Source organism: Desulfonatronum sp. SC1, assembly GCF_003046795.1.
Taxonomy (GTDB): domain Bacteria; phylum Desulfobacterota; class Desulfovibrionia; order Desulfovibrionales; family Desulfonatronaceae; genus Desulfonatronum.
The window spans coordinates 1-24562 of the sequence record NZ_PZKN01000043.1 but is presented as its reverse complement, the minus strand read 5'-3'; the positions used below and the strand labels follow the sequence as shown (position 1 = coordinate 24562).

At 59.4% G+C, this 24562-nt stretch carries 26 protein-coding genes and 2 rRNA genes; 18 read left to right on the top strand and 10 right to left on the bottom strand.

The window, feature by feature from the left end:
- From C6366_RS17050 to C6366_RS17040, 3 genes are all read left to right on the top strand, one after another.
- A 23S ribosomal RNA gene (locus C6366_RS17050) occupies positions 1-122 on the top strand; the annotation flags it as partial.
- Between the two features lie 104 nt (positions 123-226).
- A 5S ribosomal RNA gene (rrf, locus tag C6366_RS17045) occupies positions 227-341 on the top strand.
- A 499-nt stretch (positions 342-840) separates the two neighbouring features.
- Positions 841-2421: a DnaA/Hda family protein gene (locus C6366_RS17040; protein ID WP_158269841.1), complete on the top strand. Its 1581-nt coding sequence runs from the start codon at positions 841-843 to the stop codon at positions 2419-2421.
- Between the two features lie 80 nt (positions 2422-2501).
- Here C6366_RS17040 and C6366_RS17035 read toward each other — a convergent pair whose 3' ends face one another.
- The 5 genes from C6366_RS17035 to C6366_RS17015 all read right to left on the bottom strand — a co-directional run bounded on the left by C6366_RS17035 (position 2502) and on the right by C6366_RS17015 (position 7597).
- Positions 2502-3557, bottom strand: a complete 1056-nt coding sequence (locus C6366_RS17035) for a glycosyltransferase family 4 protein (RefSeq protein WP_107740135.1) — start codon at positions 3555-3557, stop codon at positions 2502-2504.
- A 202-nt stretch (positions 3558-3759) separates the two neighbouring features.
- Positions 3760-5262 (bottom strand): MlaD family protein, encoded by a 1503-nt coding sequence (locus C6366_RS17030; RefSeq protein ID WP_233248552.1) that lies wholly within the window; start codon positions 5260-5262, stop codon positions 3760-3762.
- Between the two features lie 22 nt (positions 5263-5284).
- Positions 5285-6046, bottom strand: a complete 762-nt coding sequence (locus C6366_RS17025) for an ABC transporter ATP-binding protein (protein ID WP_107740131.1) — start codon at positions 6044-6046, stop codon at positions 5285-5287.
- A 30-nt stretch (positions 6047-6076) separates the two neighbouring features.
- Entirely contained in the window at positions 6077-6847 is a 771-nt protein-coding gene (locus C6366_RS17020) for an ABC transporter permease (RefSeq protein WP_107740129.1), read from the bottom strand.
- Between the two features lie 105 nt (positions 6848-6952).
- Entirely contained in the window at positions 6953-7597 is a 645-nt protein-coding gene (locus tag C6366_RS17015; RefSeq protein ID WP_107740127.1) for an HD domain-containing protein, read from the bottom strand.
- 178 nt (positions 7598-7775) lie between these two features.
- Here C6366_RS17015 and C6366_RS17010 point away from each other — a divergent pair, with 178 nt between their 5' ends.
- From C6366_RS17010 to C6366_RS16945, 14 genes are all read left to right on the top strand, one after another.
- Positions 7776-7961 carry a hypothetical protein gene (locus C6366_RS17010; RefSeq protein ID WP_031385386.1) on the top strand — a complete coding sequence of 62 codons (186 nt, stop codon included), beginning with the start codon at positions 7776-7778 and terminating at the stop codon, positions 7959-7961.
- A 39-nt stretch (positions 7962-8000) separates the two neighbouring features.
- Positions 8001-8549 (top strand): nitroreductase family protein, encoded by a 549-nt coding sequence (locus C6366_RS17005; RefSeq protein WP_233248551.1) that lies wholly within the window; start codon positions 8001-8003, stop codon positions 8547-8549.
- On the top strand, positions 8550-9170 hold the full coding sequence (locus tag C6366_RS17000; RefSeq protein ID WP_107740125.1) for an MBL fold metallo-hydrolase: 621 nt from the start codon (positions 8550-8552) through the stop codon (positions 9168-9170).
- 26 nt (positions 9171-9196) lie between these two features.
- Positions 9197-9859: a flavodoxin family protein gene (locus C6366_RS16995; protein WP_233248550.1), complete on the top strand. Its 663-nt coding sequence runs from the start codon at positions 9197-9199 to the stop codon at positions 9857-9859.
- Between the two features lie 257 nt (positions 9860-10116).
- On the top strand, positions 10117-10659 hold the full coding sequence (locus C6366_RS16990) for a ComF family protein (RefSeq protein ID WP_158269840.1): 543 nt from the start codon (positions 10117-10119) through the stop codon (positions 10657-10659).
- A 155-nt stretch (positions 10660-10814) separates the two neighbouring features.
- Positions 10815-11129, top strand: a complete 315-nt coding sequence (gene rplU, locus C6366_RS16985; protein ID WP_107740121.1) for a 50S ribosomal protein L21 — start codon at positions 10815-10817, stop codon at positions 11127-11129.
- A 15-nt stretch (positions 11130-11144) separates the two neighbouring features.
- The gene (rpmA, locus tag C6366_RS16980) at positions 11145-11411 is read left to right on the top strand and encodes a 50S ribosomal protein L27 (RefSeq protein WP_107740119.1); all 267 of its coding nucleotides are present in this window, start codon (positions 11145-11147) and stop codon (positions 11409-11411) included.
- A 190-nt stretch (positions 11412-11601) separates the two neighbouring features.
- Positions 11602-12480, top strand: coding sequence for a protein-glutamate O-methyltransferase CheR (locus tag C6366_RS16975; protein ID WP_107740117.1), 879 nt, complete (start codon positions 11602-11604; stop codon positions 12478-12480).
- A gap of 40 nt (positions 12481-12520) precedes the next feature.
- Complete coding sequence (locus tag C6366_RS16970; RefSeq protein ID WP_233248549.1) at positions 12521-13738, top strand: HDOD domain-containing protein; 1218 nt, start codon at positions 12521-12523, stop codon at positions 13736-13738.
- 27 nt (positions 13739-13765) lie between these two features.
- A complete protein-coding gene (locus tag C6366_RS16965; protein WP_107740113.1) occupies positions 13766-14257 on the top strand; it encodes a chemotaxis protein CheX in 492 nt (163 codons plus the stop codon).
- Between the two features lie 57 nt (positions 14258-14314).
- Positions 14315-14548, top strand: coding sequence for a hypothetical protein (locus C6366_RS16960; RefSeq protein ID WP_107740111.1), 234 nt, complete (start codon positions 14315-14317; stop codon positions 14546-14548).
- A 15-nt stretch (positions 14549-14563) separates the two neighbouring features.
- Positions 14564-15502, top strand: a complete 939-nt coding sequence (locus C6366_RS16955) for a 4Fe-4S binding protein (protein WP_107740109.1) — start codon at positions 14564-14566, stop codon at positions 15500-15502.
- A gap of 41 nt (positions 15503-15543) precedes the next feature.
- Positions 15544-16620 carry a GTPase ObgE gene (obgE, locus tag C6366_RS16950; RefSeq protein ID WP_107740107.1) on the top strand — a complete coding sequence of 359 codons (1077 nt, stop codon included), beginning with the start codon at positions 15544-15546 and terminating at the stop codon, positions 16618-16620.
- Positions 16613-17389 carry a SagB/ThcOx family dehydrogenase gene (locus C6366_RS16945; RefSeq protein ID WP_107740105.1) on the top strand — a complete coding sequence of 259 codons (777 nt, stop codon included), beginning with the start codon at positions 16613-16615 and terminating at the stop codon, positions 17387-17389. The genes obgE and C6366_RS16945 overlap by 8 nt, the downstream gene beginning before the upstream one ends.
- A gap of 28 nt (positions 17390-17417) precedes the next feature.
- Here C6366_RS16945 and C6366_RS16940 read toward each other — a convergent pair whose 3' ends face one another.
- The 5 genes from C6366_RS16940 to C6366_RS16920 all read right to left on the bottom strand — a co-directional run bounded on the left by C6366_RS16940 (position 17418) and on the right by C6366_RS16920 (position 21402).
- Complete coding sequence (locus C6366_RS16940) at positions 17418-18017, bottom strand: nucleoside triphosphate pyrophosphatase (RefSeq protein WP_107740103.1); 600 nt, start codon at positions 18015-18017, stop codon at positions 17418-17420.
- Entirely contained in the window at positions 18017-18442 is a 426-nt protein-coding gene (locus C6366_RS16935; RefSeq protein ID WP_107740101.1) for a type II toxin-antitoxin system VapC family toxin, read from the bottom strand. Before C6366_RS16935 ends, C6366_RS16940 begins: the two co-directional genes overlap by 1 nt.
- Positions 18439-18693 carry an AbrB/MazE/SpoVT family DNA-binding domain-containing protein gene (locus C6366_RS16930; RefSeq protein ID WP_107740099.1) on the bottom strand — a complete coding sequence of 85 codons (255 nt, stop codon included), beginning with the start codon at positions 18691-18693 and terminating at the stop codon, positions 18439-18441. The genes C6366_RS16935 and C6366_RS16930 overlap by 4 nt, the downstream gene beginning before the upstream one ends.
- An 83-nt stretch (positions 18694-18776) precedes the next feature.
- Positions 18777-20138 (bottom strand): NAD(P)/FAD-dependent oxidoreductase, encoded by a 1362-nt coding sequence (locus C6366_RS16925; RefSeq protein WP_107740097.1) that lies wholly within the window; start codon positions 20136-20138, stop codon positions 18777-18779.
- Between the two features lie 211 nt (positions 20139-20349).
- A complete protein-coding gene (locus tag C6366_RS16920) occupies positions 20350-21402 on the bottom strand; it encodes an NAD-dependent epimerase (protein ID WP_107740096.1) in 1053 nt (350 codons plus the stop codon).
- A gap of 324 nt (positions 21403-21726) precedes the next feature.
- Here C6366_RS16920 and topA point away from each other — a divergent pair, with 324 nt between their 5' ends.
- Positions 21727-24183 carry a type I DNA topoisomerase gene (topA, locus tag C6366_RS16910; protein WP_107740092.1) on the top strand — a complete coding sequence of 819 codons (2457 nt, stop codon included), beginning with the start codon at positions 21727-21729 and terminating at the stop codon, positions 24181-24183.
- Positions 24184-24562 lie beyond the last annotated feature (379 nt).

Below are 24562 nucleotides of genomic sequence, written 5' to 3'. Positions count from 1 at the left end.
TAGGTCTCCCTGGAAGTGATTCCCTAAAGGTCCCTGGTAGACCACCAGGTTGATAGGCTGGAGGTGTACGCGCAGCGATGCGCTCAGCTGACCAGTACTAATAGACCGTGAGTCTTAACCTCTCTATACTTCATTACCTATGAAACTGGTGATCCGTGATTGTGATCCGCGGCTTAAAAATGCCCAAGATCCGCGTCACCCACGGACCACCTCACGCCAAATTTGTTCTGGTGGCCTTGGCGGAGGGGACACACCCGACCCCATTCCGAACTCGGCAGTTAAGCCCTCCAGCGCCGATGATACTGCGGTTTTAACCGTGGGAAAGTAGGACGCCGCCAGATCATTTCTCATCGCAAAAACGCCCGCTTAGTCAACTAAGCGGGCGTTTTTGCGTTCAACGGCCGAATTTGGGGGAGAGCTTTTTCACCTTGCGGGCAGTGGGTGGAATTGTGCATTGTTCCGGATAAGGTGGAAAAGAGGTGAATGCTTACGGCTTGTCGCGTTCCCCCGCCATCTTGAGTGCATTCTGATTCGTCGAAGGAATCCTCCGTAACATGTTGCTTGAAAAATAGAATAAAATGAAGAAAAAAGCTGTATTCTTTAATTTTATGAGAATCGTCTGTTCGTAATATATCCCTTGACGTGAGAAAAGCCACACTGGACCAGGGATTGGCCCAGGTGTGGATTCTGGTCGATTATCTAACGGGTTAGCAGATTATAGAATTTGAAATGATGGTATTTCAGTATGTTGTCGATTGGTTAAAATATGGTCGACGAGAAGATAAAATGCCTGATACGCCGGTTGCCCTAAAAAACGGAATCAGTGTAAGAATTACACCCATGAGCGTCGTCTGGAAAAAATCCCTGGAAATTTTAGAAAAATCAATCAATCCGACACATGTCCGGGCTTGGTTGACCCCCCTGCAAGCCCGTTTGGACCGAGACGGACTAGCTCTTACCGCCTCCAACGGGTTTGTGGCCTCATGGGTCAAGAACCGCTATCTGGAGGCAATCGAACAGGCCGTGCGGCAAGCCGCGAATCGAGAGCTTCCCGTCCGGATACAGTGTGCTTCGCTTGACGGAACCAACGATATACCGGGAAGAAAGCCTGCCCTTGCCTCGCCGAATATCTCCAAAACCGCAGACGGGAGACCGGCAACGCAATCCTCGGTGATTATCACGGAAAATATTCCGACAAATATTTCGGGGACTGCTCTCGGTCTGGATGGACGCATTGAACGTTCCGTACCCCAACGAGCCCGCCAACATCAGGCTTCAGTGGGGCGCCAGCACGCCCTGCCCCTTCCCGTCTCCACGCCCACGCCAATGGCCCGAACGATCGGAAATTCGGCTTCTGGCCATGCTGGGGCGCCTGCCGGAGCATGGCGATTTTCTTTCAGGGACTTCGTGGTCGGTCCCAGCAACGAATTGGCTTTTAGCGCTGCCCGGAGCATTTGTCGCCATCAGTTGGTCACGGATCAATTCTATATTTGTTCCGCGCCGGGGCTGGGCAAGACTCATCTGCTCCAGGCCATCGGTCAAGAGTTGACTGCCAACGGGGGGGGGAAACAAGGACGGGTCCGATTGGCTTATCTCAGTGCGGAGGATTTCGCCTGTCGGATGGTTATGGCTCTGAAGCAACGCGAAATGGAAAACTTCAAGGCCGGTTTCCGGGATGGGGTGGACGTTCTGCTCTTGGAAGACATTCACTTTCTTCAGGGCAAGGAAAAGACTCAGGAGGAGTTGTTGGCCACGGTCAAATCCTTGCGAGCCGCCGGGAAAAAGGTCGTGTTTACCAGTTCCTTCCTTCCCAAGGAACTGCCCAAGCTGGATAGTCTATTGGCATCGCAGTTCTGCGATGGATTCATGGCCGTGATCGACAAGCCGGACTTTGAAACCCGGATGCGCATTCTGGAGGCCAAAGCCAGTGTGTTTCAGGTTCAGATCCCCCACGACGTGAACGAGTTGTTCGCCAACTCCATTCAAAGCGATATCCGCTTGCTGGAAAATTGCCTCCAGAACTTGGTGATCAAGGCTCGGCTGATGAATCAGCGCATCACCCACGGCTTGGCCATGGAAGTGTTGAAAAATTATGCGCCCAATACGCCCAAGCCGGATTTGGAGAAAATTATCGGCTTCATTTGCCGGTCTTTCAATCTTTCTCATGATAGCCTGCGGACCAAAAGCCGAAAAAAGGAAAACGTCCTGGCCCGGAATACGATTTTTTATCTCGCCCGGAAGCACACGGACCTGTCTTTGAAAAATATCGGCGAAGCCTTCAATCGCAAGCACTCCACCGTGATCAAGGGCATCACCCAGGTGGAGCGGGAGATGTCCCGTCAAAGCCCGGTGGGACGCCAGATGGACCGGCTGATTCAAACTTTGGAAGCCCAGGCCGTCGGCCAAGCCACGATCCACTGATCTCGCCGAGATTGCTCACGGAGCTCCTCCGAGACTCTCACCGAAGCTCTCCAGAACATTCCCTATGCATCTTTGTCTCATCAGGTGAGACGGGCCCATGCCTTCGATGATGTGATTTTCGGCCACACGGCAAGGACTTGTTCGCGCTGCGCCTCCAGGGCGAAGGCGTCGGCCGTAAGTTGGCCGGCATGGAGGGCCTGCTCCAGCTTCGGCCCCTGGTTCCTCAAGAGCCTGGCGGCTTGTTCCAAGGCCAGGACCGCGGCCATGGCGTCGGCGTCCGGAACCCAAAAGCCGTTACCCGGCCATGGATTCTCCGGGACAGGAAACCAGGGACGCCAAGGTTCTTGATCTCCCCCTCCTTCTTCATTGATGGGGGTCATGTACTCCCACCCTCCAAAGCCGGCGAAACCTACGGGCAAGCAACCGCAAGCCATGGCTTCCAAAGGCGGCAGCGAAAAGCCTTCCGGGAAGCCCGTGGCCAGAAAAATGTGGCTGTGGGTCAGTAGTTCGGCGACTTCCGCGTGGGATCGGCCTTGGATGTCGATCCAAATCATCTGATCCGCAAGGCCAAATTCCGGATTTCTGGCGGAAAACAGGTCCCGGATCAGGTCCGCCAGGGCTTTGTTTTTTCGCGGCATGAAGGCCACGCGTAGCGGACCGTCCGGTTTCCGGTCCGGAGGACGAAACAGAGATCGATTGATGCCCGGTCTTACCACCAGGCTTGACCGGCCCAGGGCTTGCTCAATGAACCAAGACACCGGGCGGGAGACGGCCAGAAAGGAGACGGCCAGGTCGCGCCAGGACACGCCTTGAGGCAGGCTTGAAAAAAGATACGCCCAGTTCTGAACGTAAACCACGCACTTCGCCCCAGCCCGCAAACCCGGCGCAAGGGCGTTGGCCCACCCCTCGGGAACCAGCCAGACGTCGTCGCCGTCCAGTTGAAGCCGGCCCCATTCCATCACCGGAACCTGGAACCACTCGGGCAAAGCCGGGCGTCCTCCTTCCCTGCGCACCACCCGTACCGGAAAACCTCCCCGGTCCAGATGCTCGGCGACTTGCAGCAAAACCGCCAACCCGCCGCTTATCTTGGCCATGGGCGGGAGAAAAACGTATGTCGTGAAGGTTGAGGGGGGCATGAGGAAGGTGCGGTTGGTTTGTCGTTGCGACGGATTCCCATCGGTTCCGGGCGATCATCCCCAGTTGCCGGTCTTTGGGCTTCCGTGCCCGTGGTCTCACTTAGGCGGGGGCATGGGGAACATTCCTGGCCAGCCGCCCAGATCGTCGGGGTTGTCCGCCATGGAAACGGCAGGAGCCGTCTTGGAACCGTAACTGAGCAGTTCAGTTTCCAGGCACCGGAACGCTGGTGAGCAGGTATTTCAGGTCTTCGTCCGTGAAGTAGAATCCAAGCCCGGCGTAGAAGGAGCGGCGGTCCGAGCGGATGAAGTCGTCCATGCCCAGGCTGGCGTAAAAGTTGCGCAGGAAGTAAAGCTTGGCGCCGGCCTTGAGGTGCGGGTTGTCGTCCGGATCGAAATCAAAGGCTTCGAAAAGCAGTTGCACCCGGTCGTCCCAGAGGTAGTATTCCAGACCCACGCCGCCGGTGCTCTCGATCAGGCCGCCGCGCAGCACCAGGTTGTCCCAGCGTTTGGCCAGTTGGGCGGAAAAGGTGATCTTGCTCTGGCGGTACTTGTCTTCGATTTCCCGGATCGTGGTCCGCTCGCCGTTCACCCAGCGTTCGGTGAAGGTTTCGGTCTTTTCCCGGCGGCCGCGGGGATTGTCCACCACGGAGAGCAGGTAGTACTTGTCCTCCGCCGGTTGCAGGCGCAGGGTCAGGGCGGATTTGGTCTCCCCGTGGCGGGCCAGGTACTCGCTGGTGAAGTCCACGGAGGTCCGGAACTGGTCCTGCTTGGTGAGGATTCTGTTCAGGCCTTCCAGGGCCTTGTCCAGTTCCTGGGCCGTGGTGTCCTCGTTGATCAGCTTGCCCAGGGTGCCTTGGCCTTCGTCGATTTTTCGGGAGACGCTTTCCAGGGAAGCAACGGTCTCCCGCAGGTCATGACCCATTTCCGGGTCGTTGATCAGCTTGGCCAGCGGGCCTTCGCCGGATTCCAGGCGAGCCAGCACTCCTCCGGCCTGTTCCAGAGTGGTCTTGAGCTGGCCGGAGGCGACTTCCAGGTTGGCCACGATCCGGTCGATGCCTTCCTTGTTCGTCCCGGCGATATCCCGCAGGTCCGTGGAGAATTCCCGGAAATTGCGCACGATGAACTCAACGCTTTCGGCGTTGGCCTGGACCATTTCGTTCAGGCCCATGGCGGCGTCACGCAGGCTTTGAAAGGCCAAGCGCAAGTCTTGCTCGCCTTGCTCTCCGCCGAAAACGTTGGCCGCGCTGCGGGCCACGACGCGGATGTCGTCGGCGATTTCGCCGACCTTGGTGAACAACTGGTCCAGGTCCGCCGGGGTGTCGCCCCGAGCGATCCGTTCTCCGGCTTCAACCCGGGGAAACGGATCACTGCCGGGAGAAATCTCGATGAACTTGTCGCCCAACACCCCTCGGGTGCGGATAGTGGCCACGGCGTCGGAGCGGATCTGGACGTTGGGCAGTAACTGGAGGGTCACCCGGGCTCGGTTTTCGTCCAGAACGACGGCTTGGACCAAACCGACCTCAATGCCGGCGATTTCCACCGGGGAGTTGGTTTTCAATCCGGAGACGTTATCGAAAAAGACGTCCACCTCGTAGCTTTCCCTGGGCACGAATACGCCGGTACCCACCTTCAGGGTCATGTAGGCCAAGGCCGCGAGGGCGATCAGGACGAAGACGCCTACCTTGATTTCTGCTCCGGATCTCACGATCTTTGCTCCATGGAAGATATTAAACGACTTTGATCGGACCTTGCGCCCGACCATGAATAAATTGCTGGACCACCTCGTCGTCCCAGTCCCGGATCTGGTCCGGCGTGCCCTGGGCGATGATCCGTCCGTCAAAGAGCATGAACAGCTTGTGTCCGGTGCTCATGGCCGCCGGGATGTCGTGGCTGATGACCACGCAGGTGGCCTTGAACTCGGATTGGGTACGCACGATCAGTTCATTGATAGCCGCTGCCATCACCGGGTCCAACCCGGATGTGGGCTCGTCGAAAAGGACGATTTTCGGATCCAGGGCCAGGGCTCGGGCCAGCCCGACCCGCTTGCGCATCCCGCCGGAGAGTTCCGACGGGAGCTTGTGTCCCTTGTCCTTCAAGCCCACTGCCGCGAGCTTTTCCGCCACAATGTCCAGAACTTCCCGGCGGCTTTTACTGGTGTGCTCCAGAAGCGGAAACGCCACGTTATCTTCCACGTTCATGGAGTCGAACAAGGCTGATTCCTGGAAGAGCATGCCGAACTTGCGACGGATCGGGGCCATCTTCCGTTCGCTCATTCGGGCGATGTCCTGGCCGTCGATGATGACCTGGCCCTGGTCCGGGCGTATCAGGCCGATGATGTGCTTGAGCAGGACGCTTTTTCCGCCTCCGCTGCGACCGATGATCACGCTGACAGAGTCCCTGGGCACGGCCAGATCCAGACCGCGCAGGACGTGCTCCTGGCCGAAGCTTTTATGCACTTGGCGCAGTTCAATGATCGATTCAGCGGTCATGTCGGTTTATAGCCATGCTCCATCGCCATCCTACATCATCAGGGCGGTGAGCACATAGTCAAAGGTCAGAATCAGCACGGAGGAGAGAACCACGGACTGGGTGGTGGCCCGGCCCACGCCCTCGGCACCGCCCCTGGTGTAAAAGCCTTTGTAGCATCCCACCAAGGTGAGAATCAAACCGAAGCAGGCCGCCTTGATCAATCCGTTGTAAATGTCGCTGAGCTCCACGTACTCGTATATCTTGTTCATGAAGATCCCGCCGTGGATGCCCAGCAGCTTGACCCCTACGAGGTATCCGCCCACTACGCCGATGAAGTCGGACAAGGCGGTGAGCAGAGGAAGCATGATCACTCCGGCCATGATCCGCGGCAGGACCAGATATTGGACCGGGTTGATGGCCATCACGGACAAGGCGTCCACCTGTTCCGTGACCCGCATCGTGCCGATCTCCGCGGCGATGGCCGATCCGGCCCGCCCCGTGACCATCAAGGCCGTGATCACCGGCCCCAGTTCACGGGTCATGGACAGAGCGACGGTGGCTCCGACCAGGGTTTCGGCGGAAAACATCCGGAAGGCGTAGTAGGTTTGCAGGGCCAGGACCATGCCGGTGAACAGCGAGGTCAGGGCGACTACGAATACCGAGTTCACGCCGATGAACTCCATCTGCTTGAAAAACAGCCGCCATCGCCAAGGCGGACGGAACAGCCAGCCCACGGCTTCCAGTAGAAGCATCATCATCCGGCCGGTTTCCCGGGAGATGTTCAGAGCGACGGTGCCGAGGGAGGAGATGAGTTGGGTCATGGGGGGACGGGATGCGGGAGTCGGCATTCAGGGGTCAGACGGTTTGGACGGGCGATGGAGCTTTCACTTTGATTGCTGATTCCCGTCTCCTGAATACTGTTCTTCTCATTTTCTCCACCAGGATGGATCCGGACCGGAGAACCACCAGTCCGCGTGGTCCGTGTGCAGGATGACTTCGGCCAGGGCCTTGGCCACGTCGGTGCGCAGACGCGGAACGGCACAGTCGATCCATTTGGCGGCGTAAGGGTTGCCGAGATCCTGTTCCTGCTTCAGATTCAGGATCAGGTCAAGCTGGTCCGCGTCATGCACCAGCCGGGCTTCCAGAGTCTGTTCTTCTTCCAGTTCGTGCCACCATTGGAGCACCTCGTTCAGGCCGGTCCCTTCCAGTGCGTGCTCCAGGGCCAACAGGGCGTTGCGGCTGTTGTAGATCCGGTTGACGTAGTTGAAGTCGCCGATCCGGGTTTCGTGCAGGTCGTGAAACAGGGCCATGCCCATGGTCCGTCCCATGCTCGCCCCAGTCAGCGAGGCCAGGACATAGGCTATGACCGTGGTCCGAAAGGAGTGCTCGGCGACGTTCTCCCGACCGGAGCCCAAAAATTGGTACCCGGTGCGCGGCGTTTTACGCAACATGCCGATTTCAAAAAAAAAGTGGGTCAACCGTTGGTTCCGAGCGCCGTCTGGGAGGGAGGCGTCGGAAGAAGCCGTATCTTGGGCGGAGAGGTTGTCGAAATCAGATGTGATGCGCGTCATGGATGGTTTTGAAAATCAATGCGGTGGGAAGCTTCATGGGCTGCCCGTAAAAAATAAAATTCTATAATCCTCCAAGAACGGGTTGTTGGTCAAGCTCGGCCCGGCAAGTATTTTATAAAGACGGTTGCCAGTTCGGGGGATGGATTGTATGGATAATCAAAAAAAACGGTGGTGCAATATGACACATGATTCGCAAAAAGGCCTGCATCCCTTGATTCGCGGCGCGATTATCGGGGGGTCCATCGGCTTGATGGCGGTCTGGTTTGGATACGACATGGGCCGAGCTTTCTTTCTTGGGGTTATTTGCGGCGGGCTGGGCGCGTACACGGCCCAGCGCATTCAGGAAAAACGGCGGAAGAAGTGAACGAACCGGCTTCTCGTCGCCTTTTTACGGAGGGTCGTCATGTCCGCTGAACATGCCGAAATGAGCGTTTTTCAGGCCCTGCTCGGGCGGCGCAGCGTGCGAAAATTTACGGATCGGGCCGTGGACACCGAGGATCTACGGCGTATTCTGGAGACCGGACGTTGGGCTCCCAGCGGGTTGAACAACCAACCCTGGCGCTATTTGGTCGTTCGTTCCGGAGATCCTCGACAAACGGCTTTGGCCGGATTGACGAAGTACGGCCACATCGTCCGCGAAGCCCAAGCCTTGATCGTCGTGTTCCTGCACAAGCCGGCCATGTATCATGAAGGCAAGGACCATCAAGCCGCCGGGGCCTGTATTCAGAACATGCTCCTGGCCATTCACGGCCTTGGGCTGGGCGGGGTCTGGCTGGGTGAGATCATCAACCAGGAGGCGCTGGTCATGGGGGCGCTCCAACTGCGTACCGAGGAGTACCGGCTGATGGCCGTGATTGCTCTGGGGCATCCGACCCAGCCGTCCTCGCGGCTTGACGGCGCCGGCGGCTCCTCGCGGCATCCCTTGGAAGAACTTCTTTTGGAGGCTTTGTAAATGCCATCCGTGCATACCTTTCCCCTGGGGCCCTTGCAAACCAACTGCTACCTCGTGGCCAACGGCGAAGAAGCGCTGGTCGTCGATCCGGGCGGTGCCCCGGACGCGGTCCTGGGTTTCGCGGCGTCCAATAATTTGCAAATCCGGCTGATTCTGAACACCCACCTGCACTTCGACCATCTCTACGGCAACCAGGCCCTGCACGCGGCCACCAAGGCCCCCATTCGGGTTCCGGAAAAAGACGTCCCGTTGCTGGCCAGCGGTATAGGCGGCGGCAATTACATGGGCATGCCCAAGGTGGAGCCTTTTGCGTACGAACCCATTAACGAGGGGGAACTGACCCTGATCGGGTTGAAATGCCGGGCTTTGTTCACGCCCGGACATAGCCCGGGAAGTCTTTCCTTCTATTTTCCCGAGCTGGGCGCGGTGTTCGTGGGCGATGTGCTTTTCGCCGGATCCATCGGACGGACCGATTTTTTCGGAGGCGACCTGGAGACGTTGCTTGACGCGGTCCGCTCCCGGCTGTTCATCCTGCCACCGGAGACGGTGGTTTATCCCGGGCACGGTCCGGCCACGACCATTGAGGAAGAGAAACGAACCAATCCGTTTTTTGAGGAGTAGCCCGCATGGTTGATGGAGAAAGGAAGATGGCGCAGCCCGTCGACTCCATGAATGAGGTCGCGCCTTACGCTGTTGGCGACTTCACCTCGCCGGCGATTTTTTCATGCAGTCCGCGCAGCGGAGGCAACAGCGACAACGCGGCGGAATTTTTTCGGGAAGGGGTGCTTCGAGCCGGAGGGCGTGGGCAATTGTTCTATCTCAGGGACTTCGCCATTCATCCGTGTCTGGGCTGCATGCGCTGCGAACAGGATCCACGAGGAGAGTGTTTTCTGGTTGCTCGGGATCAGAGTTCGCCTCTGTTTCAGGCCTTGCTGTCGGCCCCCATGCTCTTCATCGCCGCGCCCATCTACTTCTATCACTTGCCCTCTCAGTTCAAGGCCTGGATCGACCGCAGCCAATCCTACTACCTGCGATGGGAGCGGGGGGATGCGCTGCTCAAGGGACTCCCTCCGCGTTCCGCGGTGATCAACCTGGTGGCCGGTCGGCGTCAAGGCGAGCGATTGTTCGAAGGGGCGCTGTTGACCTTGAAGTATTTCCTGGCCACCTTCAATTTCACCATTCAGGAACACCACGCCTTTCGCGGAATTGATGCATCCGAGGACTTGCGCATGCATTCCCAGGCTGGGGAAGAGTTGATTGCCGCTGGTCGTGAGGCATGGGTGAACTTGGTCAAGCAGAATTCGGTCTGAGTTCACTTCGGCGCGTCGTGGGTCGGTGTCGTGGCGTTGTAGCGAATTTTCTTCGATCCGGCTTTCCAGCGCTGGGGCGACGGTGTCCGGTCTGCGGAGTTCTTGCGGACTTGGATGCTCCAGGAAAGACCGGAGTTTGCGGCGGCGATTCGAGTGAGGGGCTCGGTGCATGCGTCGTTTGCCGAGCCGAACTGCCGCGGCAGACCGAGGGATTTTGCCTTCGCTGCGGCCTGATCTTTCCTGTTTCCTCGGAACCCATGACACTGTGCCTGGATTGTCGCGTCACTCCGCCGCCCTGGGAGGAAGCCTTTTTTTATGGGCCGTACGAGGGACGCCTCAAGGCCTTGGTGTTGCGTTTCAAGTTTCAAGGCCAGCTTGGACTGGGTGGGGTGCTGCACGGCTTACTCCGTCGCTCCCTGGAATTTCGCGGCGCTCTCGGACATGATCTGATCATCCCGGTTCCCTTGCATCCTCGACGATTGCGAGGACGCGGATTCAATCAGAGTCTGGAATTGGCCCGAGGATTGGTCCAAGGTGAATCCGAGGGCAAGTATGGGCGGTTGGAACCCCATGCCTTGATCCGGGTGCGTGATACGCCTCCCCAGCATACCCTGCCCAGGGCCGATCGCGTCCATAACCTGGCCGGAGCTTTTCAGGCCTCGCCCGCCAAACTCCGGGGACGATCCGTGCTGCTGGTGGACGACATCCTGACTACCGGAGCTACGGTCCGAGCCGCGACCAAAGAGTTGAAGCGATGCGGGGCGACGCGCGTAGACCTGCTTGTTCTGGCCAGGGCCTGAGCGGGCGAGGTCTGAACGAGGACCCAGTGAGACGCTCCTGGAGGCTTGTCATGGCGCCAAAGGAGGAAGAAAATCTCGTGAACATCGAAAAAAGCCCTTGACGATGTGAAAGTGTTTCGCATATGAGGACTGTTTCTGCATTTGGGAGGCCGATAATGAAATATGCAATCGTTGAGTCAGGCGGGAAACAATACCGCATGGAAGAGGGAGCGAGCCTCAAGGTCGACAGAATTCACGCCGAAACCGGCGCGGAAGTCTTCCTGGACAAGGTTCTGCTTGTCGGCGACGGCGAAGAGGCCGCGGCCGGACAGCCGTACGTGCCGGACGCCAAGGTGGCGTGTGAAGTCCTGGAGCACGGACGAGACAAGAAGATTATCGTGTTTCGGTTCTGGCGACGCAAGGATTCCAGGAAAAAGCAGGGGCATCGTCAAGAATTCACCCGAATCAAGGTCAAATCCATTCAGGCCTAGCCAGGGAGGAGCATCATGGCACATAAAAAGGCTGGAGGAAGCTCCAGAAACGGTCGCGACAGCGCCGGCCAGCGACGCGGCGTGAAGCGCTTCGGCGGCCAGCAGGTTTTGGCCGGCAATATTCTCGTTCGTCAGTTGGGGACCAAGTTTCATCCCGGAAAAAACGTCGGCATGGGGAGGGATTATACCCTCTTCGCGTTGACCGACGGCGTGGTTCAGTTTGAGCGTTATACCCGGCAACGCAAGGTCAAGACCAGGGTTAATATCGTTCCCTCCAGCTAATTCACCGAGACGTTTTAAGAACTTGCGCAGCATCGCGGCGCGAGTGACTACTGTAATGAAAAGTGCGGACTCCGGAGTTCGCACTTTTTTTTTCTCCGCTTTTCTTTTTAGTCGGGGTTTGGTAGCTTTTTCCCCCTAGTGATGCTTTACACCTGACTTTCCGCTCATCTTCAATCATCGAGAAAGGCCCATGGCTTTGAGCACACCAAGCACCTTGAGTTTGCGCCAATCGACGGCGATCAGCACCCAGGAGTTCGCTGAACTACGTCAGTACATTTACGATCTTTCGGGTATCGACATCCCGGAACGGCGCAAATACCTCCTTGAAAATCGCCTTGGTCCGAGGCTTGCTGAACTGGGGCTGCGCAGTTACGGCGAATACACGATGCTCCTGCGGCGTGGCCCGAACAAGGACGAGGAGTTGAAATTCTTTTTTTCCAAGATCACCACCAATGAGACCAGCTTTTTTCGGGATCTCAAACAGTTGGACGTCTTTGAAAAATTCGTGCTCAAGGAAGTCCTGGAAGAACGCGGAAACTCCGACGACAAGACGTTGCATATTTGGTCCGCCGGCTGCTCTTCCGGGGAAGAACCCTACACCTTGGGCATCATGCTCCACGAAGCCTTGCGCATGTCCATTCTTGGCTGGAAAATTCGGATCACGGCCAATGACCTTTCCCCGGACATGATCGCCAAGGCCAGGGAGGGGTTGTACGGGGAACACTCCTTGCGGACCACGTCCCAGGATATCACGAACCGGTACTTCACCAAGGAGCCCAGCGGATACAGAATCCACCCCAAGGTCAAAAAACTGGTCTCCCTGGGGCTGATCAATCTCAACGACAAGCTGGCCGTAAAGCGCGTACCGCGTTCGCATATCATTTTTTGCCGTAACGTGATCATCTACTTTGACGACGCCATGAAGCAAAAAGTCATCGCCGGTTTTTACGACAATTTGCTGCCGGGGGGATATCTTGTACTTGGCCACTCCGAAACCATTCACAAGCATTCTCGCGCCTTCAAGCCCCTGATCAAGCCGGGGGGGATTGTTTACAGAAAGGAAGCGTGATGCGATTCGCTCAGAGTTCTTACCGTAACGGAGGTTGGGTGTGATCAGAGTCTGCACGGAATATCTCCTTCCCGGCATGATATTGGCGAAAAAAATTCCGGGGGTGGACGGTGGCATCCTTTTGGAGTCCGGTACCCTGCTTGGTGATGAGCAGATCACCTTGCTCAAGCAAGTCGGTTTTCCCGCCGCGTATGTGCGTTTGCCCGTGGACATGGACTTCGAATCCGAAGCTATGCGTCAGGCCGAGCGCCATGTTCGGAATTTTTTCATCTATGTCGACCCGGACCACGAAGCCCTGAAACGTCTTTTCTCCATTGCCGTGAAGCGCACGGCCGAGGCTGTACTGAGCGGTTGGGAAATGCCCTGCGAGAGCGCGCTGCGGGCCAAAAACGTTGAGCACCTCGCCGACGAGTTCATCAAGGATGTGGACAACGCCGCGCAAATCGTCCGCCATGAAGTCGGCTTGGCCTCTTTTCCGGATATTTATTTCAAGATCCGTGAAATCCTGGACAATCCCAAGAGTTCGGCTCGGGACATCGCCGACGTGGTTAACACGGACGTGGGATTTTCAGCCAAGCTGCTCAAGTTGGTGAACAGTCCGTTTTTCGGTTTTACCGCCAAGGTTGATTCCGTCTCACGGGCCGTTTCTCTGGTCGGAGCACAGGAAATTTCCACCCTGGCTTTGGGCATCTCGACCATCAACTACTTCAAGAACATCCCTCCGGAGTTGATGGACATGCGTACGTTTTGGCGGCACTCCCTGCGCTGCGCCGTGTTCGCCAAATTGATCTCCGCAAAGCTGAAGCTGCCCTCGGAGCGCCACTTTACCGCCGGACTGCTGCACGACGTCGGTCGATTGATCATTTTCAAAAACATGGCCTACGCATCGGTTGAAGCGCTGCTTCTGGCCCGGAGCGACATGGTGCCCTTGGTGGAGGCCGAATCCACGATTTTGGATTATAACCATGCTGAAGTGGGGGAACTGTTGCTGGCCGAGTGGGGGTTTCCAAAAGCCCTGAAGGACCTCATCGGTCATCACCATGACCCTGAAAAGGCTGCTTCCAGAAGAGAAGCAGCCATCATTCAGCTTGCGGACATCATGGCCAATGTCGCGGAAATATCCACCGGTGGAATGTATGCGTTGCCAGGAATGACCCAGGAGGATTGGAACCTTCTGGAACTGGACGAACGCTTTTTGTCCCAGTTGATGAGCATGCACGACGCTCACTTCGAGGAAATTACGGCCGTGCTGCTGTAGTCGGCCGCCGTTCCTTTTTTCGCGCTCATGGCACCACGCTACGATGTCGGCATCATCAATCCGTTCCTGGACGCGGTTGTCGGTGTCTTGGGCATGATGGCCTCGGTGGAGGTCACGCCGGGCAAGCCGTACATCAATCGCAAGCGATCCGCGGTGGGCGACGTTACCGGGACCATCGGCATTTCCGGGACCGCGGACGGAGTGATGTCGTTGACCCTGGATGAGGCTGTGATTTTGAAGATCGTCAACAACATGCTCGCCGAGAACTACACGGAGATCAACGATGAAATCGCGGATGCCGTGGGCGAGTTGACGAACATGATCGCCGGCCAGGCCCGTCAGGATCTGGTCAAGGAAGGCATGACCCTCAAAGCCTCCACCCCCACGGTGATCATCGGCAAGGGGCACAAGATCAGCCACATCACCTCGTCCCCGATTCTGTCCATTCCCTTCACCACCAGCGAAGGCTCGTTGGTGGTGGAGGTTTCCTTTGACTCCACGGAACCGGAAACCGCCTGATCCCCTCGCCTCAACTCGCGCGTCGCGTAGCGCCGGGCGCGTCCGAACCGAACCGCCGTGCTGACCATCAAATGTTCCGGCTGCAAGGCCAAGTTGTGGAAGTACAAGAAGGTTGGGCCGGGCAAGGTGCTGCGCTGCCACAAGGCCCGCATCTCCAAGCGTTTCGACGTTCAGGAGCGCGACGGCATGCTGGTCTGCCCCTGCGGGCGGGAAATCGCGACGGACATGGGCCGTTTTTACAAGATGCACGCCGACGCCTTCACCCATACCGGGACCAAAGACACGGCCTGAGGCCGACGATCCGCAATGCTGTCACGTTTTTTGCGTAAGCCGGGCACGCGCGCCTACTTTGAGCAGTTTGCCGCCAGATCCGACTATTCGATCTGGAAGTGGCTGCATGGGTATGTTTACAGTCGCTGGCCCCAACTGTACATCGCCCTGGGGACCGGGCGGCATCCGTTGGCTCGGGCGATCAAGCCGCTGGGTGCGCTGTTTCGAACGCCCACGCCGTCGGATGGCAAACCCGGGGCTCCCAGTCCTGGGCGTAAAACTTTTGCAGACACCTATCACGGCAAGGTGCTGCACCTGGACCACGCCCGAAAATTGGTGACGGTGAACCGGGACATCGACCTCGGGGACCTGGAACAGGTCGTCCCCTATGCCGCGGCCCGGGAAATCGTCCTGCGGAACCCGGACCATATCCTGGCCCTGGACTGCCCGTGTCGGGCATCCAGCCCCAATCCCTGCGTCCCGGTGGGCGTTTGCCTGATCGTGGGGGAACCCTTTGCCGGGTTCATCGCCGAGCATCATCCGGACAAAAGTCGCTGGATCACCCAGGAAGAGGCCCAGGATATCCTCAAGGCGGAACACGACCGCGGCCATGTTCACCATGCCTTTTTCAAGGATGTGATGCTTGGCAGGTTTTACGCCATCTGCAACTGTTGCTCCTGTTGTTGCGGGGCCATGCAGGCCCATCGGGGCGGGACGCCCATGCTGGCCTCGTCCGGGTATGTTTGCGCCATGGATCGCGAGCGATGCGTTGATTGCGGGTTGTGCGCCAGCCATTGCCAGTTCCAGGCCATCCAGCGACGGGGCGACGGATGGGAGGTGAACGCGGTCGCCTGCATGGGCTGCGGGGTCTGCGTTTCCAAGTGTCCGCAAGCCGCCCTGAACCTGGGCCGCGCTCCGCATCGGGGTGACCCCTTGGATATTCAAGAAATTATGACCCGTCGCGGCCTCTCGTGAAGAGAGTTTACGCGACGGCGAATCATCAGGAAAGGTGAACCATGCGTTTTGTAGATGAGGCGGAAGTAACCGTGCGTTCCGGCCACGGCGGACATGGCTGCGTGTCCTTTCGGCGGGAAAAATATATTCCCAAGGGCGGCCCGGACGGTGGCGACGGAGGTCGGGGCGGAGACGTACAGTTCCGAGCCGAACCCAAGCTGCTGTCCTTGTATGATTTTCGACTCAAGCGAGTCTACGAGGCCCGTAATGGTCAGCCCGGCTCGGGCCGGGAACGGACCGGCGCGGACGCCGAGGACCTGATCGTGGATGTTCCGCTGGGGACTCAGCTGTTCGAGGTGGGCGAGGACGGAGAGCGCCGGCTGATCGTGGATCTCGCCGTTCCGGGCCAGACCATCGTCCTGGCCAAGGGCGGGCGGGGCGGCAAGGGCAACACCCATTTCAAGTCCGCCACCATGCGCACGCCCCGGTTCGCTCAACCGGGGGAGGACGGAGAGGAAAAGAGGATTCGGCTGGAACTGAAGATCCTGGCCGACGTGGGGATCATCGGGTTGCCCAACGCCGGCAAGTCCACGCTGATCTCCGCCCTGTCCGCGGCCCGTCCGAAGATCGCCCCATATCCGTTCACCACCCTGTCCCCCAATCTGGGCGTGATGCAGGGCGAGCACGGGGAGCGGCTCGTGTTGGCCGATATTCCCGGACTGGTCAGCGGGGCCCATGAAGGGCGCGGGCTGGGACACAAATTCCTGAAGCACGTGGAGCGGACCCGCTTTCTGCTGCATGTTCTCAGCGTGGAGGAGATCGCCGGACCCGAATCGTCGGGAGATGGTCAGGAGGGAGATCCCTGGGCCGGTTTCACCCTGCTGGACGAGGAACTGGCCGGTTTCGACCCGGCCTTGAGCCGGAAGCCCCAACTGCTGGTGGTGAACAAGATCGACCTCTGGCCCGAGGATCGTCTGGCCTGGTTGCGGGAGCGGGCTGAACGGGATCGGCCCGGATTGATGCTGGTTTCCGCTCTGGAGGGAACGGGCCTGGAGGAACTGGAGAGAAGACTGTGGGCCTTGCTGGAGGAGTCGGCTGGAGAGAATGGGCCAGTGACGGAGGAGCAAGCCGATGAATGATGACCGCTTGCGGGCTCATCGCCTGTTCTTGACCGACCACCTGCGCAAGCAGACGGATTTTTCCAGAACCGCCCAAAACCTGGGGCTCGCCCCGCCTCCGGTACAGAAACCGGCCCCTCTCGAACCTCGAAAAATTACGTTGTCCGCTCCAGACCAATGGCCGGATTCAATGGGGCGTACGCCTCTGATCGAGGCCATTGCCCAGAGGGAGAGTCGGCGCAGGTATTCCGACGAGGAACTGACCCTGGTCGAGTTGGCCTTTCTGCTTTGGGCCACCCAGGGGATCCGCAAGATGCTCGGGCAGGGCACTGCCTTGCGCACTGTCCCTTCGGCAGGCGCCCGGCACAGTTTTGAAACCTATCTGTTCATCAATAAGGTTGTGGACTTGGCTCCAGGGCTGTATCGCTACCTGCCCCTGGACCACGCACTGGTCCATGTCCGGGACGTGCCGGACATGGAGTCCGCGCTGGCCCGGGCCGCCTACGGCCAGAAATTCGTGGGCCGGGCCGCGGTCACCTTTGTCTGGGCCTGCATTCCCGAACGCATGGAGTGGCGTTACGGCCTGACCGCCCATCGGGTCATTCTTCTGGACGCGGGCCATGTCTGCCAGAATCTCTATCTGGCCTGCGAGGCCGTGGGGGCCGGAACGTGCGCCGTTGCAGCCTACGACCAGGAAGAAGTGGATCATCTGCTGGGCGTGGACGGCGAGGAGGAGTTCGCGGTCTACCTCGCGCCGGTGGGGAAGAAGGGGGCAAGGGGTGAAGAGTGAAGAGCGTGCGCGGGCCGAGACCGCATTTTCAAGGGCGGTGCGGAGTAATGATCGAGCGGTTTAGCAGGCGCTGGACCACCTCAGCCAATGGGAGTCCGACCACGTTGGTGTAGGAACCTTGAATCCGGTCCACCAGCAGGGCGGCCCGCTCCTGAATGCCGTAGGCCCCGGCCTTGTCCATGGGCTCTCCCGTGGCCACGTAGGCGGCCAGAACCTCCGGCCCGAAGTTTTGCATCCACACGGTGGTCCGCACGGCGAAATGTTGCTCATCGTCGTTTTTTGGATCCAGCAGGCAGCAGCCCGTAATCACCACATGCTCCCGCCCGGCCAGCCGTTCCAGCATGGCCAGGGCCTCCCCAGAATCCACCGGCTTGCCCAGCACGTCCCCATCCAACACCACGATGGTGTCCGCGGCCAGGACCACGGCCTCCGGCTGAAGCGCCGCCACTTCCCGCGCCTTGGCCTTGGCCGCGTCCAGAGCAAAAGCCTCGGGGTCGGTTCCGGGAGTGAAGGCCGGTTCGGGAGTCAGGGCCGGGTGGATGGAAAAATCCAGCCCCAGATTGGCGAGAAGTTCCTTGCGCCGAGGTGAGCCGGACGCCAGGACCAGAGGAGTAAGGGTGCGGAACATTATTCTTGCTGCGTCGTGTGCCGACCAGCCAAAAGGTCGATTGCGGACTTCCCTTGACTCGTCAACAGGGAAACTGCTTTTTTGTCGAAAGAAACAAATGTCTCGCCCCCCAGCCAGATTCCCTCGTGGGCAATAACGCCGTCGGCAAAGTCGCCGCCGGCGGTGAGCAAAGCTAAACCAGCTTCGACCGCCGGGCGGTTGAGTTCGGCATTTCTCGTGTTGATCAAAGTTCGGATCGCGGCGGCAATATCGCCGTCGGCGACGCCATAGACCTTGCGCAACACCCAAACGAACTCACACAAAGTCGGTACGGGTATCGCGATCACGGCTGCGTCTTTCAGGATTTTTGCCGCAATCGCTGCTTGGTGTTTGTCGTCATGGACAACGCAGCGAACCAAGACGTTGGTGTCGGCGATTATCCTCATGGCCGTCCAGCCCAGCCCTCGGTCGCGGCATCACCGATTTCCTCTATTGTGGCCACTTTCTTGTTTGTCTTATTGGAGAGCAGTCCGAGAAAAGCATCTATGGTGTTGTTCGGTCGAGCGGCTCTGACCTCGATCCGTCCGCCTGGCAATTGATCGACTTCGATATTCTGACCCGGCTCCACCCCAAGGTGCTCGAGGATTTTTTTTCGGAGGATTACCTGCCCTTTCGTCGTTACAGTTAATGTTGTCATGCGTATTCTCCCGTATTTTTCTTTCTATTGACGATGTATTTTGGAGAGCGCTGATGATATGGGCGAGTTGTTTATTGTCAGGTTTATTTTTGATTCGCAAGCAAGGCGTAGCGCAGCGTTTCATCCAGGGTGGGGTGGGCGAAGATCAGGTTTTCGGCCTGGGATCGGCTCCAGCCTTGGGCGACCATGATCGTGGCCGTCGTGACCAGGTGCAGCACGCCGTGGCCCACGGCGCTGACGCCGATCACGGTATCGTCGTGCCAAAGGACTTTGACCAGGCCGTGAGGCGCCGCGGCTGCCTGGGCCACGGGGTTGGCGGCCAACTGGGCCTTGGATTCGGTGCAGGATACGTTCTTGGCCTGGGCATCCTTCAGGGTCGGGCCGACCCGGAAAGCCTCCGGATCACCGTAGATGCAGAACGGGATGGGGCCCGGCGCGTAGGGGCCGGAGATCTTCCCGGCGGCGTACCGGGCCGCGAACCGGCCCTGGTCCTCGGCGGCATGAGCCAGCAGGGTCTTGCCGTTGCAGTCTCCCACGGCAAAGATATGCTCGCTGAGCATCAGATTCTCGTCCACTTCCAGAGCGTTTTTCTTCCTGGCCGGAAGAATCGTTTCCAGTCCCGGAAAGTGAGTGTTGGGCTTTCTGCCCACGGCCACCAGCACCTTGGATGCCGACACTTCCTCTCCCGCACCGAGACGGACGCGGACTCCGTCCGCCGTTCGTTCCAGCGCGGAGACGGTCGCGTTTGCCCGGACGGTCACGCCCAGGCGCTTGAGCATGGAGGCCAGTTGGGCGCAGATTTCCGGATCTTCGGTGGGGGCGATGCGCTCGGCGGCTTCGATCAGCGTCACGGACGAACCCATGCGCTGGAAAAACTGGGCCATTTCCAGTCCGATGGCTCCGGCCCCGATCACGGCCAGGGACTCCGGGACGCTGCCCAGGTCCAGGGCGTGGTCCGAGGTGAGCACGGCCTCGCCGTCCGGGGTCAGAAGTTCCGGCCAGCCTGGTGACGAGCCCAGGGCCAGGATCAGGCGGTGAAAGTCGATCCGGGTTTGCGAATCGTCCGCCGATCGCACCACGGCCCGGGTCGGCCCGCGAAGTTCCGCTTCCCCTGAGATCAGCCGTACTCCCGCTGTTTCCAGCGTTTTGGTCATGGCCTGGCGCGTGGCCGCGAGCAGGGACGTCTTGCGTTTTTGCAGGGCGGCCATGTCCACTGTGAAGCTCCCCTGGCCCAGGCGCAGGCGGGACTGGGCCGCCATGGCGGGAATGGGAGCCGTGGCCCCGAGAAAGAGCTTGGTGGGGATGCAGCCCCTGTTCAGGCAGGTTCCTCCGAGCAGGTTCCGTTCCACCAACGCGGCGGACTTGCCCAGGGCCGCGGCCTCCAGGGCCGCGGCATAGCCCGCCGGGCCAGCGCCGATCACCAGGATGTCATAGGTTTCCGTCATAAGTGACTCTCCGCGTTCGTGACCCCAGGGCAAATCTGCTCACATCAAAATCCAAATCGCGATCGAAATCGAAATCGGAATAGAACAATGTAGTGCATCACCCCGTGGTTACGTCGCCTGCCTGGGCATGACGCTCGATTTCGATTTCGATACCGATTTCAGATAGCGGGTGAGGATCGAGACCATATCTGCCTCCTAACTCTTGGCCGGATCAGATCCGGAAAAAATCCCGATACCAGTCCACGAAGCGCTGGATGCCCACCCCCACCGGAGTGTTCGGGCGGTAGCCCAGGTCGCGCTCCAGGTCCGCGGTGTCGGCCCAGGTGGCCGGGACGTCGCCGGGCTGGAGGGGCAGAAAGTTCTTTTCGGCCTTCTTGCCCAGGGCTTCTTCCAGGGCTTCGATGAACCGGATCAGTTCCACCTGCTGGGAATTGCCGATGTTGTAGACCTTCCAGGGGGCCGGAGATGAGGACGGGTCGGGCACCGTCCCGTCCCAATCCGGGTTGCCCTGGGGCGCGTGGTGGATCACCCGCAGCACGCCCTCGACGATGTCGTCCACGTAGGTGAAGTCGCGTCGCATTTGGCCGTGATTGAAAACGTCGATGGGCCGGCCTTCGAGAATGGCCTTGGTGAACAGGAACAGGGCCATGTCCGGACGGCCCCAGGGTCCGTACACGGTGAAGAAGCGCAGGCCCGTGGTGGGCAGGCCGTAGAGATAGCTGTAGGTGTGGGCCATCAGCTCGTTGGACTTCTTGCTGGCCGCGTAGAGGCTGATGGGATGGTCCACGTTGTGGCGGGTGGAAAAGGGCATGGTCTGGTTCAGCCCGTAGACCGAGGAACTGGAGGCAAAGGCGAAGTGCTCCACGGGGTGATGGCGGCAGGCTTCCAGCAGGTTCAGGAAGGCCACGAAGTTGCCTTGCATGTAGGCGTGGGGATTGGTCAGGCTGTAGCGCACCCCGGCCTGGGCCGCGTAGTGCATTACCCGGTCGAACTTTTCCCGGGCGAACAGGTTCATCAGCCCGGCCCCGTCCTCCAGGTTCATGCGCACGAAGCGGTAGCCGGGGTGGACCGTGCTCTGGATCGTCCGGTTCACGGCAATGTCGGACTCCGCGATCCCCGAGTGGGCCAGACGGCCGTATTTGACCCGGACGTCGTAGTAATCGTTGATATTATCCAGGCCCACCACCTCGTGCCCCTGCTCCAGCAGGCGCAGGACGGTATGGAAGCCGATGAACCCGGCGGCGCCGGTGATCAGTATTTTCATGAATATTCTCCAAGGATTCGTTGAGATGGGGCAAGACAGCCGTGTGAACCTATCCGCTCTCGGGTTCGCTGTCATCCCCCGAGGAAAGGGGGTGGCGGGCGAATCCGTTTTCATTGAAATCGCAATCGCAATCGAAATCGGAGAATGTCGCGCATCATCCCGTGATAACGTCATTTTCCTGGAAATGCTTTCGATTTCGATCACGATTTCGATTTCGATGCCGATTCAGACAGCGGGTGGGGAGCGAGTACAAGTCCGCCCGGGAAAGGGTATGGCGGGGGGGCTTGCCATGGGGCCGAGGGATGGGTATTTGCCCTGCGCATTATGAGTAAAGATTTGATCATCGTTGAGTCGCCGGCCAAGGTCAAAACCATCAAGAAGTTTCTTGGACCGGATTATGAGGTCAGCGCCTCGGTGGGTCACGTTCGCGACCTGCCGAAAAAGGTGCTGGGAGTGGATGAAACGGGCGATTTCGCCCCGGAATACGAGGTGATTCCCGGCAAGCTGAAGGTCGTGGCGCAGCTCAAGAAACTGGCGGCCCAGGCGGACCAGATTTATCTCGCCCCGGACCCGGACCGGGAAGGCGAGGCCATCGCTTGGCACGTGGCCGAGCTGATCAAGGACGCCAATCCGCGGATCAAGCGGATCCAGTTCAATGAGATCACGGCCAGGGCCGTGCGCGAGGCCCTGGAGCATCCCAGGACCCTGAACCTGGATCTGTTCAACGCCCAGCAGGCCAGGCGGGTGCTGGACCGGCTGGTGGGCTACAAGCTTTCGCCGTTGCTTTGGCAGAAGGTCAAGCGCGGCATCTCCGCGGGCCGGGTCCAATCCGTGGCCCTGCGGCTGATCGTGGACCGGGAGCGGGAGCGTCAGGTTTTCGAGCCCAAGGAATACTGGGTCTTCAAGGTCAAACTGGCGGACAAGAGCGCCGCGGTGATCGAGGCCGACCTGTGGAAGGTGAACGGCAAAAAGCCGGACATCGGCTCCGCGGACCAGGCTGGAGAGCTGGAGGCCGCGGTTTCCAAAGCGCCCTTCGTGGTGGAGTCCGTGGATGAAAAGGAACGGCAGCGTCAGTCCGGCCCGCCCTTCATCACCTCCACCCTGCAACAGGAAGCCAGCCGCCGCTTTTCCTATCCGGCCAAACGGACCATGTCCCTGGCCCAGCGCCTGTACGAGGGCGTGGAGCTGGGGGACCGGGGCATCCAGGCCCTGATCACCTACATGCGGACCGACTCGGTGCGCACCTCGCCCGATGCGATCAAGGACGTGCGCAAGCTGATCCTGGAATCCTACGGGCCGGATTATTGCCCGGAAAAGGAACGGTATTTCAAGTCCCGCAAATCCGCCCAGGAAGCCCACGAAGCCATCCGGCCCGTGGACGTGACCCTGACCCCGGAAATGCTCCAGGCCTATCTGCCCCGGGACATGTACCAGCTCTACAAGCTGATCTGGACCCGCTTCGTGGCCTCGCAGATGAGCCCGGCTCGGTTCTGGGACACCACCATCACCGTGGCCGCGGCCCACACCCAGTGGCGGGCCAAGGGCGAACGGCTGATTTTTCCCGGCTATCTCAAGGTCTACGGCGGAGGGGAGGCGGATAAGAACCAGGAACTGCCCACCTTGACCCCGAAGCAGGAACTGCGGCTCCAGGAACTGCTCAAGGAACAGAAGTTCACCCAGCCGTCGCCGCGCTACAGCGAGGCCTCGCTGATCCGGGAGCTGGAAGAAAAGGGCATCGGTCGGCCCTCCACCTACGCCCAGATCATCTCCACCCTGCTGGACCGGGAGTATGTCACCCAGGAAGAGCGCCACTTCGTGCCCCTGGAACTGGGCTACGTGGTCACGGATCAACTGACCGCGCATTTCACCCGGCTGATGGACGTGGATTTTACGGCCCAGATGGAAGAGTCCCTGGACCAGGTGGCCGAGGGCGGCCAGGATTGGGTGGAGCTGATGCGCCGGTTCACGGGCGAGTTTTATCCCGTCCTGGACAAGGCCAAGAAGGACATGGCCGCGGTGAAGGGCGGGATCGACGCCGGAATGCCCTGCCCGGAATGCGCCAAGCCCCTGGTGATCAAGTTCGGCAAGGCCGGAGCCTTTCTGGCCTGCTCCGGGTATCCGGACTGCTCGTTCACCGGCAACTTCACCCGGGACGAGTCCGGAAAGATCAAGACCATCGAGAAGCTGCCCAAGGAAGAGGCGGTCAAGGTCGGCACCTGCCCGGACTGCGGCGGGGACGTGGTCCTGAAAAAGGCCCGCACCGGAAGCCGGTTCTATGCCTGCGGCTCCTACCCCAAGTGCAAGTACACCAAATCCTACTCCACCGGGGTGCCCTGCCCGGCTGATGGCTGCACCGGCGACCTGGTGGAGCGCAGCTCGCGCTTCGGCAAGATGTTCTTCTCGTGCAGCCGCTACCCGGACTGCACCACGGCCATGCCCGCCCCCCCGGTGGCCCAGCCCTGCCCCAAGTGCGACTTCCCGATCATGCTCCGCCGCCACACGGAAAAGCGCGGCAACTACCTGTCCTGCCCGGTCAAGGAGTGCCGCCACTTCATCCCGGTGGCCGAGGACTTCGAGGAAACCGAAGGCCCGCTCCCGGACTTTTCCGAACCCACGCCCAAAAAGGCCGCGACCAAGGCTGCCGACAAAGCCGCCTCAAAAGCTGCTTCAAAAACGCCCTCGGACTCAACCAAACCGGCTCCGAAACGAACGGCAACCAAGAAAACCACAACAAAAAAGCCCGCGGCCAAGAAAACCACCCGGGCCAAGAAGGCCGAGTAGCTGGTCTTTCTCGCTGCAAGTCCCATTGGAAAACCGCCTCCAGGCTTTCTATTCATGGAAAGCTGGAGGCGTTTTTTTTAGAGAATCTCCCAGGAAACACAATAGTGGGACAGGCATCTTGCCTGTCTGCCCAGGATTTCTGGGCTTTTATACACTCAAACAGGAGTTTAACAGATTGAACGTCATTTTTTTTGGAAACGCAAGTGATTTCGGTGTGTTAAGTCGCCAATTCCTGTAAGACCCCACTGCTCACTCCGTAGCCCATGGCCTTCAGTATCTGGGCCTGGGCGTCGCTTGGTTCCTCAAGCTTGCGGGTCGCTTTTCGTGCCCCGGCATTCCAACAAAGACATGAATGGAGTGTGCGCATCTGCTGCATTGT